This is a genomic window from Klebsiella oxytoca (assembly GCF_009707385.1).
Taxonomy (GTDB): Bacteria; Pseudomonadota; Gammaproteobacteria; order Enterobacterales; family Enterobacteriaceae; genus Klebsiella; species Klebsiella oxytoca_C.
Window position 1 is genome coordinate 2,296,598 of the sequence record NZ_CP046115.1, and the last position, 17,676, is coordinate 2,314,273.

The window sequence follows — 17,676 nt, forward strand, 5'->3', positions numbered from 1 at the left end:
CACTCCTTAGGGTCTTGAATCGGTCGGAACCTGGCACAATCCCTGGGCAGGGATTGCCATGGCAGAATTAAAGCGCGCCGAGAGGTTTTGTAACCCGATCAGCGCGGTGAGTTCAGTTAGCGCCTGAGCATCAAACTGGCGAGCCAGCTTAGCGCGTAACGCGTCGTCAACGATCGGAGGCGTCATGCTCGCCGCTTCGGCGTACTCCAGCGCCAGCCGCTCGCGCTCGCTGAATAGCGCGCTGTCTCGCCACCCGGCGACTGCCAGGAGTTTATCGCTGCCGCCGCAGCGCTCCGCCAGCTTCATATTGGTGATATCAATACAAAACTCGCACAGGCACAGCTGCGCGACGCGGGCGCTGACCAGCGAACGCAGTACCGGGTCGAGAGGCGAGCGCCTACGTTCCAGATAGCCAACGAACATTGACACCAGGTAAAACACCAGGGGGATACGCCCCCACCAGCGGATAGGACTGAGCACCTCGCCGTAATGGCGGCGATGCAGCCAGGCCTGCGGACGCAGAATCAGGGGAATGGACTTCAGGGGCGGTAAGCTCATCGTGAACTCCTCTTCTGTTGTTCAAGATAGAGTGCTTTCGCGACCACCACCACAATGGCCAGCGCAAACATGATTGACAGACCGGTCAACAGCCAGAAGGTACCGCCGGTCAGCAGGCTGCCGGTCCATGAATAGACAATCGTCGCGGGCAGCTGGCCGAGACCGGTAGCCAGCATAAAGTGGCGAAAGCGTATCGACGTCAGCCCGGCGGCGTAGCTCACCGGATCAAACGGCACGAAAGGCAGCAGGCGGCAGATCAATATCGTGTGTTTGCCGTAGCGGGCAAAAAAGCCATCCATACTTCGCAACACGCTTTTACCGGTGAGTTTTTCCACCACCTCACGACCGAGAACTCTGGCGATAAAAAAGCACAGCGCCGCCCCGGCCATCGAGCTGACCCACGACAGCGCGCCGCCCCAGAAGGCACCGAACAGGGAAGCGTTAGCAAAGGTTATCAGGAAGGCGGGAAGCGGGGCGATTATCGCCTGTAGAATCATCAGCGCGAAGGAGACCAGCGCCGCCTGCGGGCCCCAGGAGTCGATAAAGCGCTCAATCGCCGGCTGATCGAGCGTGGCAAAGGCCGCAAGACTCTGCTGTATGAAATCATTTATGCCGGGTATTCGCCACCATGCCAGCAGCGCCGCAAGCAGCGTAATGACAACGGCTATCCGGTAGCGCGCTTTACTCTTTTTCATCTTCAGCCTGTAGCCGTTCGGTATCGATTCGCCGATAGCGGGCATATCTTTTCGCCGCCTGAATTAAGGTAAATAAGGCTAGTCCTGCGACAGTCAGCTTAAGCATAAAAATAACGGTGATACCGTCGCGGATAAGTTCGCTGGCCATTAGCGTATAAATATAAATGCCGGGTAAGGTAGTGACGGCGGAAATAAAGGTAAAAGACCAGAATGGAATAGCCGTCAGGCCGTACGCATAATTCTGCAGATTATAAGGAAAGAGTGGAATGAGGCGCGTCAGAATTAAAAAGTCGCTGCCGCTACGGGCGATCCCTTTTTCAATTGCCTGAAATACCGCCGTTTGCCCGACGTATTTTAACAGCAGCTCGCGCCCCAGCCAGCGGGCGAACAGAAACGACAGGGATGAGGCAACCGTTGCCGCCAGCAGCGATAGCAAGGTTCCCGGTAGAGGACCAAAAATGACGCCGCCGGCGATAACCAAAACGCTTCCCGGAATCAAAAACAGAGTGGCGATAATAAATAGCAGAATATAGAGCGTATAGCCGAAGGTTCCGCTTTGGCGGATAGTCTCGCGCAGATGGTGAAAATTGGTGACCAGCTCGGCAAAACCCGTCTGATGGATAATCCAGACCATCATGCTCAAGACGACCGCAACAGAAAGCAGCTTCAGTTCAGCTTTATGACGGCTTCTTTTGCATGGGGTTCTCCTGTATTGCCGGGCGGGCGAAAAGTGCGCGCGACAGTATAATAGTTTGCCGGCGTTAACAATCAATTACGGCGGCTTTTTTGATATCACGCAGGCTCTCCGGGTCAGAGAGCCTGATTAAGGGAAGATTTAGGCTTTAAAGGTCGCCCAGACCGGTGCATGGTCGGATGGTTTTTCCATTGCGCGAATTTCGTAGTCAATTCCGGTTTCAACGCAGCGCTGCGCCAGCGGATTACTTGCCAGCAAAAGGTCGATACGCAGCCCGCGGTTATCGTCAAAGCCTTTAGAGCGATAGTCGAACCACGAAAAATGTTCGTTATCCTGTGGGTTTGCATGGCGGTACGTATCCACCAGACCCCAGCCCAGCAGACGATCCATCCATTCGCGCTCTTCCGGCAGGAATGAACATTTGCCGGTACGCAGCCAGCGCTTGCGGTTCTCTTCACCGATGCCGATGTCGAGATCGGTGGGGCTGATATTCATATCGCCCATAATCAGTACCGGATTGTCTTTATTCAGCTCGGTATCGAGGTAGTTTTGCAGATTCTGGTAAAACGCCGCCTTGGCCGGGAATTTGGTTTCATGATCGCGGCTTTCTCCCTGCGGGAAATAGCCGTTAATCACCGTCACGTTGCCGAACGGAGAGGGGATTTCCGCCATGATAATGCGGCGCTGGGCCTCTTCACCATCGTTCGGAAAACCGCGACGCACGGCGATCGGCGTCTCTTTGGTCAGCAGCGCGACACCGTAATGGCCTTTCTGTCCGTGATAAAAGACGTTGTAGCCAAGCTTCGCTACCTCTTCAAGGGGAAACATGTCGTCGTGGACTTTGGTTTCCTGAAGACCGATGACGTCGGGCTGGTGTTTATCGATGATGGCGGCCAGCTGATGCGGGCGGGCACGCAGGCCGTTGATATTAAAAGAGACAAATTTCATAGTCGCTGCCACTGTGCAAGGTAAATAGTGCAGGGATGGTAGCAGAAATTCGGCGGGCTGGCTGCGGTAAGACGGTTTAATCTGCTAATGACGGCGGTTAATTGCCCGTTTTCCCGAACGGTGCACCATTGTGCAACGCAATGCGCCAAAAAAGGGCAGTTATTACCGATAAATTTCGTCAACGATCACAATTACAGAATTATATCTCACCTCTGCATAACCTTTCTTTTTATTTCACTGCTAAAGCCTCTTTTGCCATTTTTATTCACTTTTTATGCATTTCTTGTGAATAGTGAGCTTGCGTAACTTATTGATATTTCGTTGGCAATATCGATTTATGCATTTTTACCTCTGGCTGGCACGAACCGTGCAATCTACATTTACAGCGTAATAACCATATTCATTAACATTATTTAAACTTTTTGTTTACCGGAAGAGGTCGATATGTCTCAGTCAATTACGCGTAGCAACTTTGATGAATGGATGATGCCTGTATACGCGCCAGCGGCTTTTATTCCGGTACGCGGCGAGGGTTCACGCCTGTGGGATCAGCAGGGGAAAGAGTATATCGATTTTGCGGGCGGTATAGCGGTTAACGCCCTTGGTCACGCCCATCCGCGGCTGGTTAAGGCGCTGGCCGAGCAGGCGGGTAAGTTCTGGCACACCGGCAACGGTTATACCAATGAGCCGGTGCTGCGTCTGGCTAAACAGCTGATCGACGCCACCTTTGCCGACCGGGTCTTTTTCTGTAACTCAGGGGCGGAAGCTAACGAAGCGGCGCTAAAACTGGCGCGTAAATACGCTCACGACCATTATGGCAGCGAGAAAAGCGGCATTGTGGCATTCAAAAACGCTTTTCATGGCCGCACGCTGTTCACCGTTTCCGCCGGCGGTCAGCCGGCCTATTCGCAGGATTTTGCGCCGCTGCCGCCGCAAATTCAGCACGCCATCTACAACGACCTCGACTCGGCAAAGGCGCTGATTAACGACAGCACCTGCGCGGTGATCGTCGAGCCTGTGCAGGGTGAAGGCGGCGTGGTGCCTGCGCAGGCTGATTTCCTGCGCGGCCTGCGTGAACTGTGCGATGCGCATAATGCGCTGCTGATTTTTGATGAGGTGCAGACTGGCGTAGGCCGCACCGGCGAACTGTACGCCTACATGCACTATGGCGTGACGCCGGACGTACTTTCTACGGCTAAAGCGCTGGGCGGCGGCTTCCCGATCGGCGCGCTGCTGGCAAGCGAGCGCTGCGCCAGCGTGATGACCGTCGGCACTCACGGCACTACCTACGGCGGTAACCCGCTGGCCTGCGCAGTCGCGGGGGAAGTATTTTCTATCGTCAATACCCACGACGTTCTCAACGGCGTTAAGCAGCGCCATCAGTGGTTCAGCGAACGACTCAACGCGATTAATGCGCGTTATGGCCTGTTTAAAGAGATCCGCGGTCTGGGGCTGCTCATTGGCTGCGTGCTGAAGGATGAATATGCCGGGAAGGCGAAGACAATCAGCAATCAGGCAGCGGAAGAAGGGCTGATGATTTTAATTGCCGGCGCCAATGTGGTGCGCTTCGCTCCGGCGCTGATTATCAGCGAAGAAGAGATTAACCACGGGCTGGATCGCTTTGAGCTGGCCTGCAAACGCTTTCTCGCGGGGGTCTCATCATGATGGTGATCCGTCCTGTAGAAAAAGGGGATCTGCCGGGGTTAATGGCTCTGGCAGGCGAGACCGGCGGCGGCCTGACGTCGCTGCCGGCTGACGAGGCCACGCTTGCGGCGCGAATTGAACGTTCGCAGATGACATGGCGCGGCGAGCTGCCGAAAAGCGAGCAGGGGTATGTCTTCGTTCTGGAGGATTGCGTCAGCGGCGCGGTGGCGGGGATTTGCGCCATCGAGGTGGCGGTCGGGCTTAACGACCCCTGGTACAACTATCGCGTCGGTACCCAGGTCCACGCTTCAAAAGAGCTTAACGTCTATAACGCGCTGCCGACGCTGTTTCTCAGTAACGATCATACCGGCAGCAGCGAGCTGTGTACGCTGTTCCTCGACCCGAAATGGCGTAAAGAGGGTAACGGCTATCTGCTGTCGAAATCGCGCTTTCTGTTTATGGCTGCTTTTCGTGAACATTTTAACGAAAAGGTGGTGGCGGAAATGCGCGGAGTGATTGATGAGCACGGCTATTCGCCGTTCTGGGAGAGCCTCGGGAAGCGCTTCTTCGCGATGGAGTTTTCCCGCGCAGACTACCTGTGCGGTACCGGGCAAAAAGCGTTTATTGCCGCGCTGATGCCGAAGCATCCGCTGTATATCGACTTTTTAAGCGATGAGGCGCGGGCGGTAATCGGCGAGGTGCATCCGCAAACCGCCCCGGCGCGCGCGGTGCTGGAGAAAGAGGGGTTCCGCTATCTTAACTATGTCGATATTTTCGACGGCGGCCCGACGCTGGAGTGTGAAATTGACCGGGTGCGGGCCATCCGCAAAAGTCGGCTGGTCACCGCCGTTGAAGGCGAGCCCGCGTCGGGCGAGTGGCCTGCCTGCCTGGTGGCCAATGAGCAGTATCAGCAGTTTCGCGCCATGCTAGTTCACGCCGATCCGGAGAGCGATCGCGTCGTGCTAAGCGCGCGCGAGCTGGATGCCCTGAAATGCCATTCTGGCGAGCAAATTCGCCTGGTTCGCCTGTGCCCTGAGGAGAAAAAATCATGAGCTTATGGATTAACGGCGACTGGCAAAGCGGTCGCGGCCCGGCCCGCAGTAAAACTAACCCGGTAAGCCAGGCGCTGCTGTGGCAGGGCAATGATGCCGATGCTGAGCAGGTTGCGCTGGCGGTCAGCGCGGCGCGGCGGGCGTTTCCCGCCTGGGCGCGTCGGCCGTTTGCCGAGCGAAAAGCGATAGCGGAAAAGTTTGCTTTCTTGCTGGAAGCGAACAAGACCGAATTGACTGCAATCATCGCTCAGGAAACCGGCAAACCGCGTTGGGAAGCGGCTACGGAAATTGCCGCGATGATCAATAAAATCGCGATATCGGTTAATGCTTACCATACCCGCACCGGAGAAGCGCAAACCGCGATGGCTGACGGAGCTGCAACCCTGCGCCACCGTCCGCACGGCGTACTGGCGGTATTTGGCCCCTACAACTTCCCTGGACATCTACCTAACGGACATATCGTTCCGGCGCTGTTGGCGGGGAATACCGTGGTGTTCAAACCCAGCGAACTGACCCCGCAAAGCGGCGAGGCGGTGGTGAAACTATGGGCCGAAGCCGGCCTGCCGCCGGGCGTACTGAATCTGCTTCAGGGCGGCCGCGAAACCGGCGAGGCTCTGAGCGGCCAGGCTGACATCGACGGCCTGCTGTTTACCGGCAGCTCTGCCACCGGTTTTCAGCTGCATCGACAGCTCGCCGGGCAGCCGGAAAAAATTCTGGCCCTCGAAATGGGCGGCAATAACCCGCTGATTGTCGATGAACCGCAGGATATCGATGCCGCCGTGCATCTGACGATTCAGTCGGCATTTATTACCGCAGGGCAGCGCTGTACCTGCGCGCGTCGGCTGTTGGTTAAACGCGGAGAGGTAGGCGATACCTTTCTTCAACGCCTGGTGACGGTGTCACAAAAGCTGATTCCCGGCGCGTGGGACGCCGAGCCTCAGCCGTTTCTCGGCGGGCTAATTTCAGCGCAGGCGGCGCAGAACGTTCATCAGGCCTGGGTAAACCACGTTGCCAACGGCGGCAGGACGCTGCTGGAGCCGCGCCTGCTGCAGCCCGGTACGTCGCTGCTGACGCCGGGCATTATTGAGATGAGCGATGTGGCGCAGGTGGCTGACGAAGAGGTCTTTGGCCCGCTGCTCTGCGTCTGGCGCTATGACGACTTCGATCGGGCAATAGCCCTCGCTAACGCCACCCGCTTCGGGCTTTCCTGTGGGCTCATCTCCGCCGATCGTGAGAAATTTGACCGCCTGCTGCTGGAGGCGCGAGCCGGTATTGTTAACTGGAACAAGCCGCTGACCGGGGCCGCCAGCACCGCGCCGTTCGGCGGTACAGGCGCTTCCGGTAACCATCGGCCCGGGGCCTGGTACGCTGCAGATTACTGCGCCTGGCCGATGGCCAGCCTGGAATCGCCGGAGCTGTCACTGCCGACAACGCTTAGCCCGGGGCTGGATTTTAGCCGGGAGACATCTCAATGAAAGCCTGGGAGGTTAACTTTGACGGGCTGCCGGGCCTGACTCACCACTACGCGGGATTATCCTTCGGTAACGAAGCCTCGACGAAACATCGCTATAGGGTGTCCAACCCGCAGCTGGCGGCAAAGCAGGGGCTGAAGAAAATGAAAGCGCTGGCGGACGCGGGCTATCCACAGGCGCTGATCCCGCCGCAGGAGCGGCCAAATATCCCGCTTTTGCGCCAGATTGGCTTTAGCGGCAGCGATGAACAGGTGTTGGAAAAAGCAGCGCGCCAGGCGCCGGAACTGCTTTCGGCGGCCAGCTCCGCCTCATCAATGTGGGTGGCTAACGCCGCAACGGTCTCACCCTCTGCCGATTCATTAGATGGTCGAGTACATCTGACCGTCGCTAACCTGAACGACAAATTCCATCGCGCCAGCGAAGCGCCAACCACGGAAGCCTTGCTGCGGGCGATTTTTCCCGATGAACAGCGGTTTGCCGTACACGGTCCGCTGCCTCAGGTATCTATGTTTGGTGACGAAGGGGCGGCAAACCATAACCGTCTCAGCGGCGAATATGGCGCACCAGGCTTGCAGCTGTTTATATATGGCCGCCAGCAGGGGGACGACGACGGTCCGCGGCGCTATCCGGCGCGGCAGACTCTGGAAGCCAGCCAGGCCGTAGCTCGCCTGAATCAGGTCAATCCCCGGCAGGTCGTTTTCGCCCGGCAAAACCCGGCGGTGATTGATAAGGGCGTATTTCATAACGATGTTATTGCGGTGAGTAACCAGCAGGTGCTGTTTTGCCATGAGCAGGCGTTTGTCGATCAGCCGCAGCTCCTGCAGCAGCTGGCGCAGCGGGTTGCCGGATTTACACCGCTCGTCGTACCGGCAAGTCAGGTTTCGGTGGAAGACGCGGTGGCAACCTACCTGTTCAACAGTCAGCTGCTCAGCAAACCTGAAGGCGGGATGCGGCTGATTCTGCCGCTGGAGGCGCAGGAACACCCTGGCGTCTGGCGCTATCTGAACCGGCTGATGGAGCACGATAATCCGATCGATGAGCTGCAGGTTTACGATCTACGCGAAAGCATGGCAAATGGCGGTGGTCCTGCCTGTCTGCGCCTCAGGGTAGTGCTGAACGAGAACGAGCTGCGGGCGGTCAACCCGGCGGTAATGATGAATGATGCGCTGTTTGCCACGTTGAATGACTGGGTAGACCATTACTATCGCGATAGCCTGACCCAGGCCGATCTCGCGGATCCGCAGCTTTTGCGCGAGGGGCGCGAAGCGCTGGATCGCTTAACGCAAATTTTGCGCCTTGGCTCAGTGTATCCGTTCCAGCAATAAGGAGGCGTAGTGGAAGACTTTCTGGCATTAACTCTGGCGGGGCGTTTGCCTCACCATTTCCATGGTCAAACCGCGCAGTTTCGCTGGCACTGGATCGACTGCGGCATTTTGCAGCTCATCCCCCATGAGCCCTGTGACCGTTCACTGGTTTTATCATCAGGGATTCATGGCAACGAAACCGCACCGGTGGAAATTACCGATCTGCTGCTGCGTCAGCTGTTTCGCGGGGAAGTCTCGCTACGCTGGCGGCTGCTGGTTATCTTCGGTAACCCCCAGGCGCTGAGGGCCAATAAGCGTTATATGCATAGCGATATCAACCGCATGTTTGGCGAGCGCTGGCGAACTTTTGGCGCCAGCGATGAAACCGTCCGCGCCCGACAGCTGGAGTATGCGCTGGCGCGGTTTTATTCGATGAGCAGCGGTGAGCGCTGGCACCTGGATTTACATACCGCTATTCGCGGCTCGTTGCATACCCGCTTCGGCGTACTGCCTGCGCGCGATAAGCCGTGGGATGAAAATTTTCTGCGCTGGCTTGGGGCCGCAGGGCTGGAAGCGCTGGTATTTCATCAGCAGCCGGGCGGTACCTTTACCCATTTCAGCTGCCAACGTTTCGCCGCGCTCTCCTGCACGCTGGAGCTGGGGAAGGCGTTGCCCTTTGGCGACAACGATCTGAGTTTGTTTGCAGCCACCCAACGCGCGCTGTCGCGGCTGCTGGCGGGAGACCTGACGGTGGAAGAGGAGCAGACGCCTCTGTGCTACAGGGTGGTGCGGCAAATCACCCGCGGGAGTGAGCAGTTCCAACTGCATATGTCGGCGCAGACGCTGAATTTCACGCCGTTTAGCGTCGGGACGCTGCTTGCAGAAGACGGCGATACCCGTTACGTGGTGGAAAAAGAACAACAGTATGTTCTCTTTCCTAACCCCAGCGTCGCCCTGGGCCAGCGCGCCGGGCTGATGTTAGAGCGCATCTAGTGATACCGTCGCCCGACAGGGCGGCGGCGTTTATTTTGCCGTTTATTTTTTCCTGGTGATTTTATTTTTTCGTGCTTTAACTAATGATTGCAGATTATTCCTGGATATATGCTTTGTTTTTAATCTTTGCTGATTTATAATCTTCATAATTTCTCAACAAAACAGTCTGTTAGTTATTTCATCTTGCACTTATCTCCTCATTTTCCTTATTTTCTCCACAATTGGTGAGAAAATGTTTTTTACACTTTCAATGTTTTACGCTTGCTCTGACTAATTGACGATAAACGCCGTAAAGTTAATCTCGTCAACACGGCAACGCGCCGTAAAAATAACGCAAAGTAAGGATTGAATATGAAAAAGATTACTGCACTGTTTGTTGCCTCTACTCTGGCTCTGGGCGCGGCTAACCTGGCCCACGCGGCTGACACTACTGCCACCGCAGGCGATACCGCTCCGATGATGCATCATAAACGCGGACCTGCCGGCCCACATGAAATGATGTTTAAAGGTCTGAACCTGACCGATGCGCAGAAAACGCAAATTCGTGACATCATGAAAAGCCAGCGTGAAAACATGAAGCGTCCTTCTCTGGATGAGCGCCGCGCGATGCATGAGCTGGTTGCCAGCGATACCTTCGATAAGGCAAAAGCCGAAGCGCAGATTGAGAAAATGGAGGCCCAGCATAAAGAGATGGCGCTGGCCCGTCTGGAAACTCAGAACAAGATTTATAACATTCTGACGCCGGAACAGAAAAAACAGTTTAATGCCAATTTTGAGAAGCATCTGACAGATCGTAAAGCGCCGGCAGGTAAAATGCCTGCACCAGCTGAATAACTCAGCGCGCTGACTTAAGACCGCCGGTCTTGCCCAATAATGCCAACAGGCTTTGGGCAGGACCGGCGGTTTTTTTACGCAAAATGCTGCTACAGAAAGCGATCCTTAAAGGATCCTGATTTACCTGGCTGGGTCGAATATGCAAGTATTGAGGCTTTGATAGCTACCACGGACGCAAATGTCCTGGTGCTACAGCCTACTATCTTCAGGGATCTTGCATATGGAAATGTATATCGGCCTTGCCGCCATCGTGGTTTTTCTCGCCTGGGTCGTTATGACCTATAACCGTTTTATCTCCCTGCGGCGTTTCAAAGACGAAGCCTGGAGCGGCATCGCCGTCCAGCTCAAGCGGCGCCACGATTTAGCGCCGAATCTGCTTAGCCTGGTGAAACGCTACGCGCAGCATGAAAAAGAGCTGCTGGAAGAAATATCCCGCCAGCGCAGCGAGCTGGTCGGCAGTACCCGGCAGATAGCCGACAGCGAACGTCAGTACTCCGGTACGCTAGGGCGCATCTTCGCGCTCGGCGAAGCTTATCCCGAGCTCAAAGCCAGCGAAAACTACCTTTCCTTGCAGCAATCGCTTAGCGAAATAGAAGAGCAGCTGCAGATGGCCCGTCGTTACTTCAACGGCACCGTGCGCGATTTCAATATTCTGGTTGAGTCTTTTCCCAGCCTGCTGCTGGCACGTCTGTTTAATTTTAAAACAGAGGCTTTCTTTGAACTTGATTCACCTGAGGAAGCGAAATCACCACGGATGGAGTGATGTCATGTTGCGTTTATCTTTTAGCGTTCTGCGGGCTTTCGCCGTACTGTTGCTGCTGTCTGCCAGTGCGGCTATTGCCGAAAGCAAGATGGTTATTGTCAAAGATGCCTCGCAGATCCCCGCCGGCGCTATTCCGGCGTATGAACATATCCTCTCTTTTGACTCCAGGGCGCGTTTTAACCCGGATGGCAGCATGGAGATGCAGGAAAATATTAAGGTCCTTGCGCTGGGAAATGAGATCCGCCGAGGTATTTTCCGCACGCTGCCCCTGACATGGAACCGTCAGGACGGAAAGATTTTTAGCGTCAATTATGAGATTAAATCGGTTTCGCGCGATGGGGAATATGAGCCCTATAGCCTTGATAAAGAGGCAAAAACGCTGACATTACGCATTGGGAGCGCGCAACAAACGCTCAGGCCGGGGATCTACAATTATGAGATTCGTTATCAGGTCAGTAATCATTTCAGCCGCTTCCCCGAGTGGGACGAGCTCTACTGGAACGTGACGGGTAATGACTGGGCCTGGCCCATCAGTAAGGCCAGCTTTCGTCTTGAATTACCGGACGCCGCCGCGAACCTCAGCGCTGATGCTAAAGACGGCAGACTACGCTCGATTGATGTGTATACCGGAGCCGCAGGCGCAAACGAGCATAACGCGGAGATTCTTGCCGATGGCAGCGTGCGCACGGTGCGGTCTCTGGCAAAAGGAGAGGGGCTAACCGTAGTTTATACCTGGCCCAGGGCGATTCTGGCGGGCGCTGCGGCTCCTGAGGCCGCTTTACCGCTGGTGCATCTGCTTATCCCGACGCTGAAAACCTCTGTGGTATGGCTGCCGCTGCTGTTGATGGTTGGGTATTACCTGCTGTGGTGGCGAAAAAACGTTACCGGAACCGGATTGAGGATGCCGCCGGTGGTCCCACTCTATTCGCTGCCTTCTTCAATGTCGCCCGGTTATCTGCGTTTTATCACCCGACGCAAATATGATGATATGGCTTTTAGCAGTGATTTATTAGCGCTGGTGGCAAAGCGCGGAATGGCGGTAATGGGTAACAAAAAACAATCCCACAGCCCGTGGCTATCGGAGTCCGGAGTAAAACAGCATCTGACCCGGTTACCCGTTGACGGGAACAAACGCCTGAACAGTAATGACCTAAAGCTCTTAAGTACTCTTTTTAAGGGAAAACAGAAAAATATCGATATCAGTAGGGCCCACCAGCCGTCTATGCAGAATGCGCGTAAACTTCAGGAGACGCGTTGTGAAGAACTGCGGGCTAAACTATTTCGTAAATGGGGGCAGCCGTTGCGGCGCTGCATCTATATTGCGCTGCTGGTGCCGGTAGCCTGCGGATTATGGGTGAATACGGAGGCCGCGCTGCTCACTATCCCGGCTCTGCTCTTTATGCTGATTGGCGGAGCAATGTTGACTTTTCTGCTGCGGTTTTTATGTCGTCCCCGGGAAATATGGCGCGCCTGGGGGCCGGTTCCGTTATTTTTTTCTGTCGTGACTGGACCATTCGCAACGCTGGGCGGCGGGCTTTTTATCTTTGGTATTGTGCCCATCACTCAGCTACCGGCCGGATATATTGGCGCGTTGCTGGTGGCCTTCGCCCTGTGCGTTTTCGTTGGCTGGAAAACGCCGCGCTATACGCAGCGCGGGCTGGACGAGCTGGCAATCGCCAAAGGGTTGAAGCTGTATCTCGGCACCGCTGAGAAGCATCGCTATCAGGCTATCTATCCGCCCACGCAGATGATTTCCCATTTTGAAGAGCTGCTGCCCGTCGCGCTGGCGCTGGGGGTGGGGAAAACCTGGGCCAATACCTTTGCTCACTATCTGAGTACCACTGGAGCCATGTCGGAAGCTTTTGCCAGCGCCGACTGGGGGAGCGTAAGTCACTTCAACGAGTCCTGCAGCACATCTTCTATGGCAACGCCGGATAGCAGTTCAGGTAGCGGTTCATCTTCTGGCTCAAGCTATAGAGGTTCCGGCTCTTCTGGTGGCGGTTCATCCGGCGGAGGTTCGGGCGGCGGCGGTGGCGGCGGCTGGTAAAAAAACGGGCGCTCACGCTGCTGACACCGCCCGTCGGTTTGAATTTCCCGGCGCGCTTCGCTCGCGTGAGCCTACCAAATAACTACCTGCGATAAGAAACAAGGACGGACAAGGTGTGGCGCCACCCGGCGGAAAATAACCCGTTTTACAGCGGATGAAGCTTATAGCTGCCGCTGAGCAGCGGTTTGCACAATATTTTGTAACCGTCCTGGTCAAACTTTGCCGACAGGCGAGTGAGCGACGACGCCTGCGACAGGGAGTCTACGGCACCGAGCCACAGCCAGTTATGAATAATGTGGTATTGCGTCATATCATCGCTGCTCTCTTCCAGGGCGACCGCTCCTGCCCATGGCCAGCACACCAGCTGCATCTTGTGCATGTTTTCCAGCAGCCGCTGATGATGAGACTCGACGCTCTCTTTGCCGCAGCAGGCACCCGCGCAGCGGCCCAGCGCCGAGCGAAAACAGGCGCGCCCGCGGTTGAGCGGCTCCAGCCCCATTAAGCCGTAACAAAGGCGATGCTCATCGGCGATTTTTTGCAGCGCCTGCAGCGCCGCGCGGCGGTTGGCGAATAGGCCATACAGATCGCTTTGTTGCGAAAAATCCAGCTCGCTGGCGTAAACCACCTGAGGACTGCCGTCAGCAAGGCGTAAAGAACACAGCTGCCTGTTTTGCCGCAGACGCTTGTTGAATAGCGGCTGCTGTTCTTTGATCAGCTGCGCTTCTAACAGGAGCGCGCCAAGTTCACCGGCCGTTCGTTGCCAGGAAATACGCCTTGCCTGGCGCAGCATAGCCGCTTCGTCGGGCGTGCGCAGATGCGATAACACCCGGCTGCGGATATTCACGCTTTTGCCGATATAGAGCGGCAGGGTATCGCTTTCGCCGTGGAACAGATACACGCCCGGCTGTTTTGGCAGCGCTTCAAGCCACGGACGCAGATGCTCGGGGTATTCATAGATTGCCGCGGCTTCAAATTCGAGACGCGGGGCGGATTGCCTTCTTGCCACTTTTACTCCTGGTGCTGTTTATTTATCCAGTATAGCAATCGAATGACATAGCGAAAAGGATAAAAAAACACCCCGATGTGAGTCGGGGTGCGCGCAGGAAGAGGATTATTTTTTCCAGAAGTCGTCGAAGACGGTAATTGGAGGTCGGCGTTTGTGTTCAGTTTTCAGATACCAGCCTTCAATGGTTTTGGCGGTTTTCTCGTCCAGCGTTTTGCCTTCTAAGTAGTCATCAATATTTTCATAGGTCACTCCCAGCGCGACTTCGTCAGGCAGGGAGGGGCGATCGTCTTCAAGGTCGGCGGTCGGCAGTTTTTTATACAGGTGTTCCGGGCAGCCTAAATGCGCCAGCAGCTGTTTACCCTGACGTTTATTGAGGCGGAAAATAGGATTAATATCCGTACCGCCATCACCGTATTTGGTGAAAAATCCGGTAATCGCTTCCGCCGCGTGATCGGTACCCACTACGACGCCATGGGTCATGCCAGCAATGCTGTACTGCGCCTTCATGCGTTCACGGGCTTTTTCATTACCGCGAACGAAGTCGCTAAGCTCAATTCCGGCTTCGCGCAGCGCCTGTTCGCTGGCCAGTACGGCACTCTTAATATTGACCGTTAATACGCGATCCGGCTGGATAAACGCTATTGCGTCCTGGCAGTCCTGCTCGTCCGCCTGTACGCCGTACGGGAGACGAACGGCAATAAACTGTAGGCTACTGTCACCGGTTTCGGCGCGTAGCTCGTTGATCGCCAGCTGACACAATTTACCGGTGAGCGTCGAATCCTGACCGCCGCTGATGCCGAGGACCAGTGACTTAATAAAAGGATATCTTTGCAGATAGGACTTCAGAAAATCTACGCTGCGGCGTATTTCACCTTCGACATCGATCTGGGGTTTTGCGCCCAGCGCCTGAATAATCTCTTGTTGTAGCGTCATCGCGCCCTCCGGGAAGTGAATCAGTTTGGCAATCGGCAAGGGTTTAACCTACCTCTTTGACGCTAAAACGACAAGGATCACAGTTTTGAGTGGTGCAAAAGCGCGCTGTCTCAATGACATAGGCTTTATTATTGGAAAGGTCTTAATTTTGCGGCATTTCTACCTTCGGCTTGAAAAATAACGATATTTATTCCAGGCTTATTAACACACCAAAAAAAAGAGGATGGAATATGAACAAGCATTTTGCAGGATTTCTGGGTGCAGCAGCAGTATTGACTATGCTGGCAGGCTGTACGGCTTACGACCGTACCAAAGATCAGTTCACGCAGCCGGTGGTGAAAGACGTTAAAAAAGGGATGACCCGAGCTCAGGTGGCGCAAATTGCCGGTAAACCTTCATCAGAAGTTACCATGATCCACGCTCGCGGTACCTGCCAGACCTACATCTTGGGTCAACGCGATGGTAAAATTGAGACCTATTTTGTCGCGCTGGATGATACCGGCCACGTTATGAATTCTGGTTATCAGACCTGCGCAGAGTATGACACTGACCCGCGCAATAGTAAGTAACATCCCGTCGTAACGCTGATTTCTACGTAAGCCCGACCACTGGTCGGGCTTTTTTATGATTTATCATGCTTATTTAATTGCGCGAATTATTTGAGGGAAATGTGAAGGCAGTCAAAACGCGAGGTCAATGAGAGACAATTCTTATCAAGGAGGAATTATCCACGCCCGGGACGATGCCGTATACTCAATGCATAAACAATACTAATTTAAAGATACAGGTCTTACCTCCTCTCCGGTAGCGACGATACCGAGGGGACCAGGTCACACAAATTGAGGAAGCGTTCATGGAAAAGAAACATATCTACCTGTTCTGTTCTGCCGGGATGTCTACATCACTGCTGGTATCTAAGATGCGCGCCCAGGCCGAAAAATATGAGGTGCCGGTTATTATTGAAGCATTTCCCGAGACCTTAGCCGCGGAGAAGGGCCCTGATGCTGATGTCGTATTATTAGGCCCGCAGATTTCCTACATGCTGCCGGATATTCAGCGTTTACTGCCCAACAAACCAGTAGAAGTTATTGATTCCGTTCTGTACGGCAAAATCGATGGTTTAGGTGTTCTGAAAGCGGCCGTTGCGGCCATTAAGAAAGCTGCTGCACAATAATTTTATTTTAAAACTCGACATATTTCGGATAGCAGTGGTTGAAATCTCGTGAGGGTGTATTTTTACTGCTCGCTGTCCGAAATACTCAGAGTTTATTTTCCCGTCAAAGAGTAATTTCATCCATCATTGCCGCAATAATTATATTGCGGCCTTAAAGGGTATTTATTATGAGTAAAGTGATTGATTCGCTTGAAAAGGTACTCCTTCCGTTCGCAGTAAAAATAGGAAGGCAGCCTCACGTCAATGCAATTAAAAATGGTTTTATTAAGTTAATGCCATTGACGCTAGCCGGGGCTATGTTTGTTTTAATTAACAACGTATTTCTCAGCTTTGGCGACGGCTCATTCTTTTATTCAATGGGTATTCGCCTGGATGCCTCAACCATTGAAACCCTGAACGGTTTTAAAGCTATCGGCGGTAACGTTTATAACGGTACGCTCGGCATTATGTCGCTAATGGCGCCTTTCTTTATAGGTGCGGCATTAGCGGAAGAGCGAAAAGTGGACCCGATGGCCGCAGGTTTACTGGCCGTGGCGGCATTCATGACCGTTACGCCTTATAGCGTTGGTGAAGCTTATGCCGTTGGCGCTAATTGGTTAGGCGGCGCGAATATTATCTCTGGTATCGTGATCGGTCTGGTCGTCGCGGAGATGTTTACTTTTATCGTGCATCGCAATTGGGTGATTACGCTGCCGTCCAGCGTACCGGCTTCGGTTTCTCGTTCATTCTCGGCGGTTATTCCAGCCTTTATTATCCTCTCTATTATGGGGATTATCTCCTGGGCGCTGACCCATTGGGGGACTAACTTCCACCAGATCATCATGGACACCATCTCCACGCCGCTGGCTTCAATGGGCGCTGTCGTAGGCTGGGCGTACGTGATTTTCACCTCGCTGCTGTGGTTCTTCGGCGTACACGGTTCGCTGGCGCTGTCGGCGCTGGATAGCGGGATCATGACGCCATGGGCGCTGGAAAACATCGCCACCTATCAGCAGTACGGTTCTGTCGAAGCCGCGCTGGCCGCAGGTAAGAGCTTCCATATGTGGGCCAAGCCGATGCTTGATTCCTACATCTTCCTCGGCGGTACCGGTGCGACTCTGGGCTTGATCATCGCTATCTTTATCGCTTCACGTCGCGAAGACCATCGTCAGGTCGCTAAGCTGGCGCTGCCGTCAGGCATCTTCCAGATTAACGAGCCAATCCTGTTCGGTCTGCCGATTATTATGAACCCGGTGATGTTTATTCCGTTCATCCTGATTCAGCCTCTGCTGGCGGCCATCACCATGACGGCATATACCCTGGGCATCATTCCGCCGATTACCAACATCGCGCCGTGGACCATGCCTACCGGTTTAGGGGCCTTCTTTAACACCAACGGTAGCGTAGCTGCTCTGCTGCTGGCCCTGTTCAACCTTGCTGTAGCAACGCTGGTCTACCTGCCGTTTGTGGTGATATCCAACAAAGCGCAGGGCGTCATTGAGCAGGAAGAGAGCGAAGAAGATATTGCTAACGCACTGAAATTCTAATATTGCGCGGTACGGGAGGTTTCCCGTACCGTC

General features: G+C 54.6%; 17 protein-coding genes. 11 read left to right on the forward strand and 6 right to left on the reverse strand.

Translation table 11 applies throughout. The annotated features are described in order from the left end of the window. Positions 1-6: 6 nt before the first annotated feature. From GJ746_RS10585 to xthA, 4 genes are all read right to left on the reverse strand, one after another. A complete protein-coding gene (locus GJ746_RS10585; RefSeq protein WP_154680151.1) occupies positions 7-558 on the reverse strand; it encodes a carboxymuconolactone decarboxylase family protein in 552 nt (183 codons plus the stop codon). Continuing rightward, the gene (locus tag GJ746_RS10590; RefSeq protein ID WP_154680152.1) at positions 555-1,253 is read right to left on the reverse strand and encodes a TVP38/TMEM64 family protein; all 699 of its coding nucleotides are present in this window, start codon (positions 1,251-1,253) and stop codon (positions 555-557) included. The genes GJ746_RS10585 and GJ746_RS10590 overlap by 4 nt, the downstream gene beginning before the upstream one ends. Beyond that, complete coding sequence (locus tag GJ746_RS10595; RefSeq protein WP_154680153.1) at positions 1,240-1,890, reverse strand: TVP38/TMEM64 family protein; 651 nt, start codon at positions 1,888-1,890, stop codon at positions 1,240-1,242. The genes GJ746_RS10590 and GJ746_RS10595 overlap by 14 nt, the downstream gene beginning before the upstream one ends. A 198-nt stretch (positions 1,891-2,088) precedes the next feature. Next, on the reverse strand, positions 2,089-2,895 hold the full coding sequence (gene xthA / locus GJ746_RS10600; protein WP_154680154.1) for an exodeoxyribonuclease III: 807 nt from the start codon (positions 2,893-2,895) through the stop codon (positions 2,089-2,091). A gap of 444 nt (positions 2,896-3,339) precedes the next feature. Between xthA and GJ746_RS10605 the strand changes: the two genes are divergently transcribed. From GJ746_RS10605 to GJ746_RS10640, 8 genes are all read left to right on the forward strand, one after another. After that, the gene (locus tag GJ746_RS10605) at positions 3,340-4,560 is read left to right on the forward strand and encodes an aspartate aminotransferase family protein (protein ID WP_154680155.1); all 1,221 of its coding nucleotides are present in this window, start codon (positions 3,340-3,342) and stop codon (positions 4,558-4,560) included. Continuing rightward, entirely contained in the window at positions 4,557-5,591 is a 1,035-nt protein-coding gene (gene astA / locus GJ746_RS10610; RefSeq protein WP_154680156.1) for an arginine N-succinyltransferase, read from the forward strand. Before GJ746_RS10605 ends, astA begins: the two co-directional genes overlap by 4 nt. Next, entirely contained in the window at positions 5,588-7,066 is a 1,479-nt protein-coding gene (astD, locus tag GJ746_RS10615) for a succinylglutamate-semialdehyde dehydrogenase (RefSeq protein ID WP_154680157.1), read from the forward strand. The genes astA and astD overlap by 4 nt, the downstream gene beginning before the upstream one ends. Further along, a complete protein-coding gene (astB, locus tag GJ746_RS10620) occupies positions 7,063-8,388 on the forward strand; it encodes an N-succinylarginine dihydrolase (protein ID WP_154680158.1) in 1,326 nt (441 codons plus the stop codon). The genes astD and astB overlap by 4 nt, the downstream gene beginning before the upstream one ends. Positions 8,389-8,397: 9 nt before the next feature. Continuing rightward, a complete protein-coding gene (astE, locus tag GJ746_RS10625) occupies positions 8,398-9,360 on the forward strand; it encodes a succinylglutamate desuccinylase (protein WP_154680159.1) in 963 nt (320 codons plus the stop codon). Between the two features lie 351 nt (positions 9,361-9,711). After that, positions 9,712-10,194 (forward strand): ATP-independent periplasmic protein-refolding chaperone Spy, encoded by a 483-nt coding sequence (gene spy, locus GJ746_RS10630; RefSeq protein WP_154680160.1) that lies wholly within the window; start codon positions 9,712-9,714, stop codon positions 10,192-10,194. A gap of 220 nt (positions 10,195-10,414) precedes the next feature. Further along, complete coding sequence (locus GJ746_RS10635) at positions 10,415-10,957, forward strand: LemA family protein (protein ID WP_154680161.1); 543 nt, start codon at positions 10,415-10,417, stop codon at positions 10,955-10,957. A gap of 4 nt (positions 10,958-10,961) precedes the next feature. Beyond that, the gene (locus GJ746_RS10640; protein WP_154680162.1) at positions 10,962-13,004 is read left to right on the forward strand and encodes a DUF2207 domain-containing protein; all 2,043 of its coding nucleotides are present in this window, start codon (positions 10,962-10,964) and stop codon (positions 13,002-13,004) included. 145 nt (positions 13,005-13,149) lie between these two features. Here GJ746_RS10640 and cho read toward each other — a convergent pair whose 3' ends face one another. Both cho and nadE read right to left on the reverse strand, forming a co-directional pair. Then, positions 13,150-14,010 (reverse strand): excinuclease Cho, encoded by an 861-nt coding sequence (cho, locus tag GJ746_RS10645; protein ID WP_154680163.1) that lies wholly within the window; start codon positions 14,008-14,010, stop codon positions 13,150-13,152. Between the two features lie 105 nt (positions 14,011-14,115). Further along, complete coding sequence (nadE, locus tag GJ746_RS10650) at positions 14,116-14,943, reverse strand: ammonia-dependent NAD(+) synthetase (protein WP_154680164.1); 828 nt, start codon at positions 14,941-14,943, stop codon at positions 14,116-14,118. A 230-nt stretch (positions 14,944-15,173) separates the two neighbouring features. Between nadE and osmE the strand changes: the two genes are divergently transcribed. The 3 genes from osmE (at position 15,174) to chbC (ending at position 17,643) form a co-directional block, all read left to right on the forward strand. Next, on the forward strand, positions 15,174-15,512 hold the full coding sequence (osmE, locus tag GJ746_RS10655; RefSeq protein ID WP_154680165.1) for an osmotically-inducible lipoprotein OsmE: 339 nt from the start codon (positions 15,174-15,176) through the stop codon (positions 15,510-15,512). Between the two features lie 284 nt (positions 15,513-15,796). Further along, positions 15,797-16,117, forward strand: a complete 321-nt coding sequence (locus tag GJ746_RS10660; protein ID WP_154680166.1) for a PTS sugar transporter subunit IIB — start codon at positions 15,797-15,799, stop codon at positions 16,115-16,117. Between the two features lie 167 nt (positions 16,118-16,284). Then, entirely contained in the window at positions 16,285-17,643 is a 1,359-nt protein-coding gene (chbC, locus tag GJ746_RS10665; protein ID WP_154680167.1) for a PTS N,N'-diacetylchitobiose transporter subunit IIC, read from the forward strand. Positions 17,644-17,676 lie beyond the last annotated feature (33 nt).

Coding starts and splice junctions, on each gene's coding strand:
- osmE (WP_154680165.1), top strand. CDS start 15,174: ATGAACAAGCATTTTGCAGGATTTCTGGGTGCAGCAGCAGTATTGACT.
- GJ746_RS10585 (WP_154680151.1), bottom strand. CDS start 558: ATGAGCTTACCGCCCCTGAAGTCCATTCCCCTGATTCTGCGTCCGCAG.
- GJ746_RS10640 (WP_154680162.1), top strand. CDS start 10,962: ATGTTGCGTTTATCTTTTAGCGTTCTGCGGGCTTTCGCCGTACTGTTG.
- spy (WP_154680160.1), top strand. CDS start 9,712: ATGAAAAAGATTACTGCACTGTTTGTTGCCTCTACTCTGGCTCTGGGC.
- GJ746_RS10660 (WP_154680166.1), top strand. CDS start 15,797: ATGGAAAAGAAACATATCTACCTGTTCTGTTCTGCCGGGATGTCTACA.
- xthA (WP_154680154.1), bottom strand. CDS start 2,895: ATGAAATTTGTCTCTTTTAATATCAACGGCCTGCGTGCCCGCCCGCAT.
- GJ746_RS10595 (WP_154680153.1), bottom strand. CDS start 1,890: ATGATGGTCTGGATTATCCATCAGACGGGTTTTGCCGAGCTGGTCACC.
- astB (WP_154680158.1), top strand. CDS start 7,063: ATGAAAGCCTGGGAGGTTAACTTTGACGGGCTGCCGGGCCTGACTCAC.
- astA (WP_154680156.1), top strand. CDS start 4,557: ATGATGGTGATCCGTCCTGTAGAAAAAGGGGATCTGCCGGGGTTAATG.
- GJ746_RS10635 (WP_154680161.1), top strand. CDS start 10,415: ATGGAAATGTATATCGGCCTTGCCGCCATCGTGGTTTTTCTCGCCTGG.
- astD (WP_154680157.1), top strand. CDS start 5,588: ATGAGCTTATGGATTAACGGCGACTGGCAAAGCGGTCGCGGCCCGGCC.
- nadE (WP_154680164.1), bottom strand. CDS start 14,943: ATGACGCTACAACAAGAGATTATTCAGGCGCTGGGCGCAAAACCCCAG.
- GJ746_RS10590 (WP_154680152.1), bottom strand. CDS start 1,253: ATGAAAAAGAGTAAAGCGCGCTACCGGATAGCCGTTGTCATTACGCTG.
- chbC (WP_154680167.1), top strand. CDS start 16,285: ATGAGTAAAGTGATTGATTCGCTTGAAAAGGTACTCCTTCCGTTCGCA.
- GJ746_RS10605 (WP_154680155.1), top strand. CDS start 3,340: ATGTCTCAGTCAATTACGCGTAGCAACTTTGATGAATGGATGATGCCT.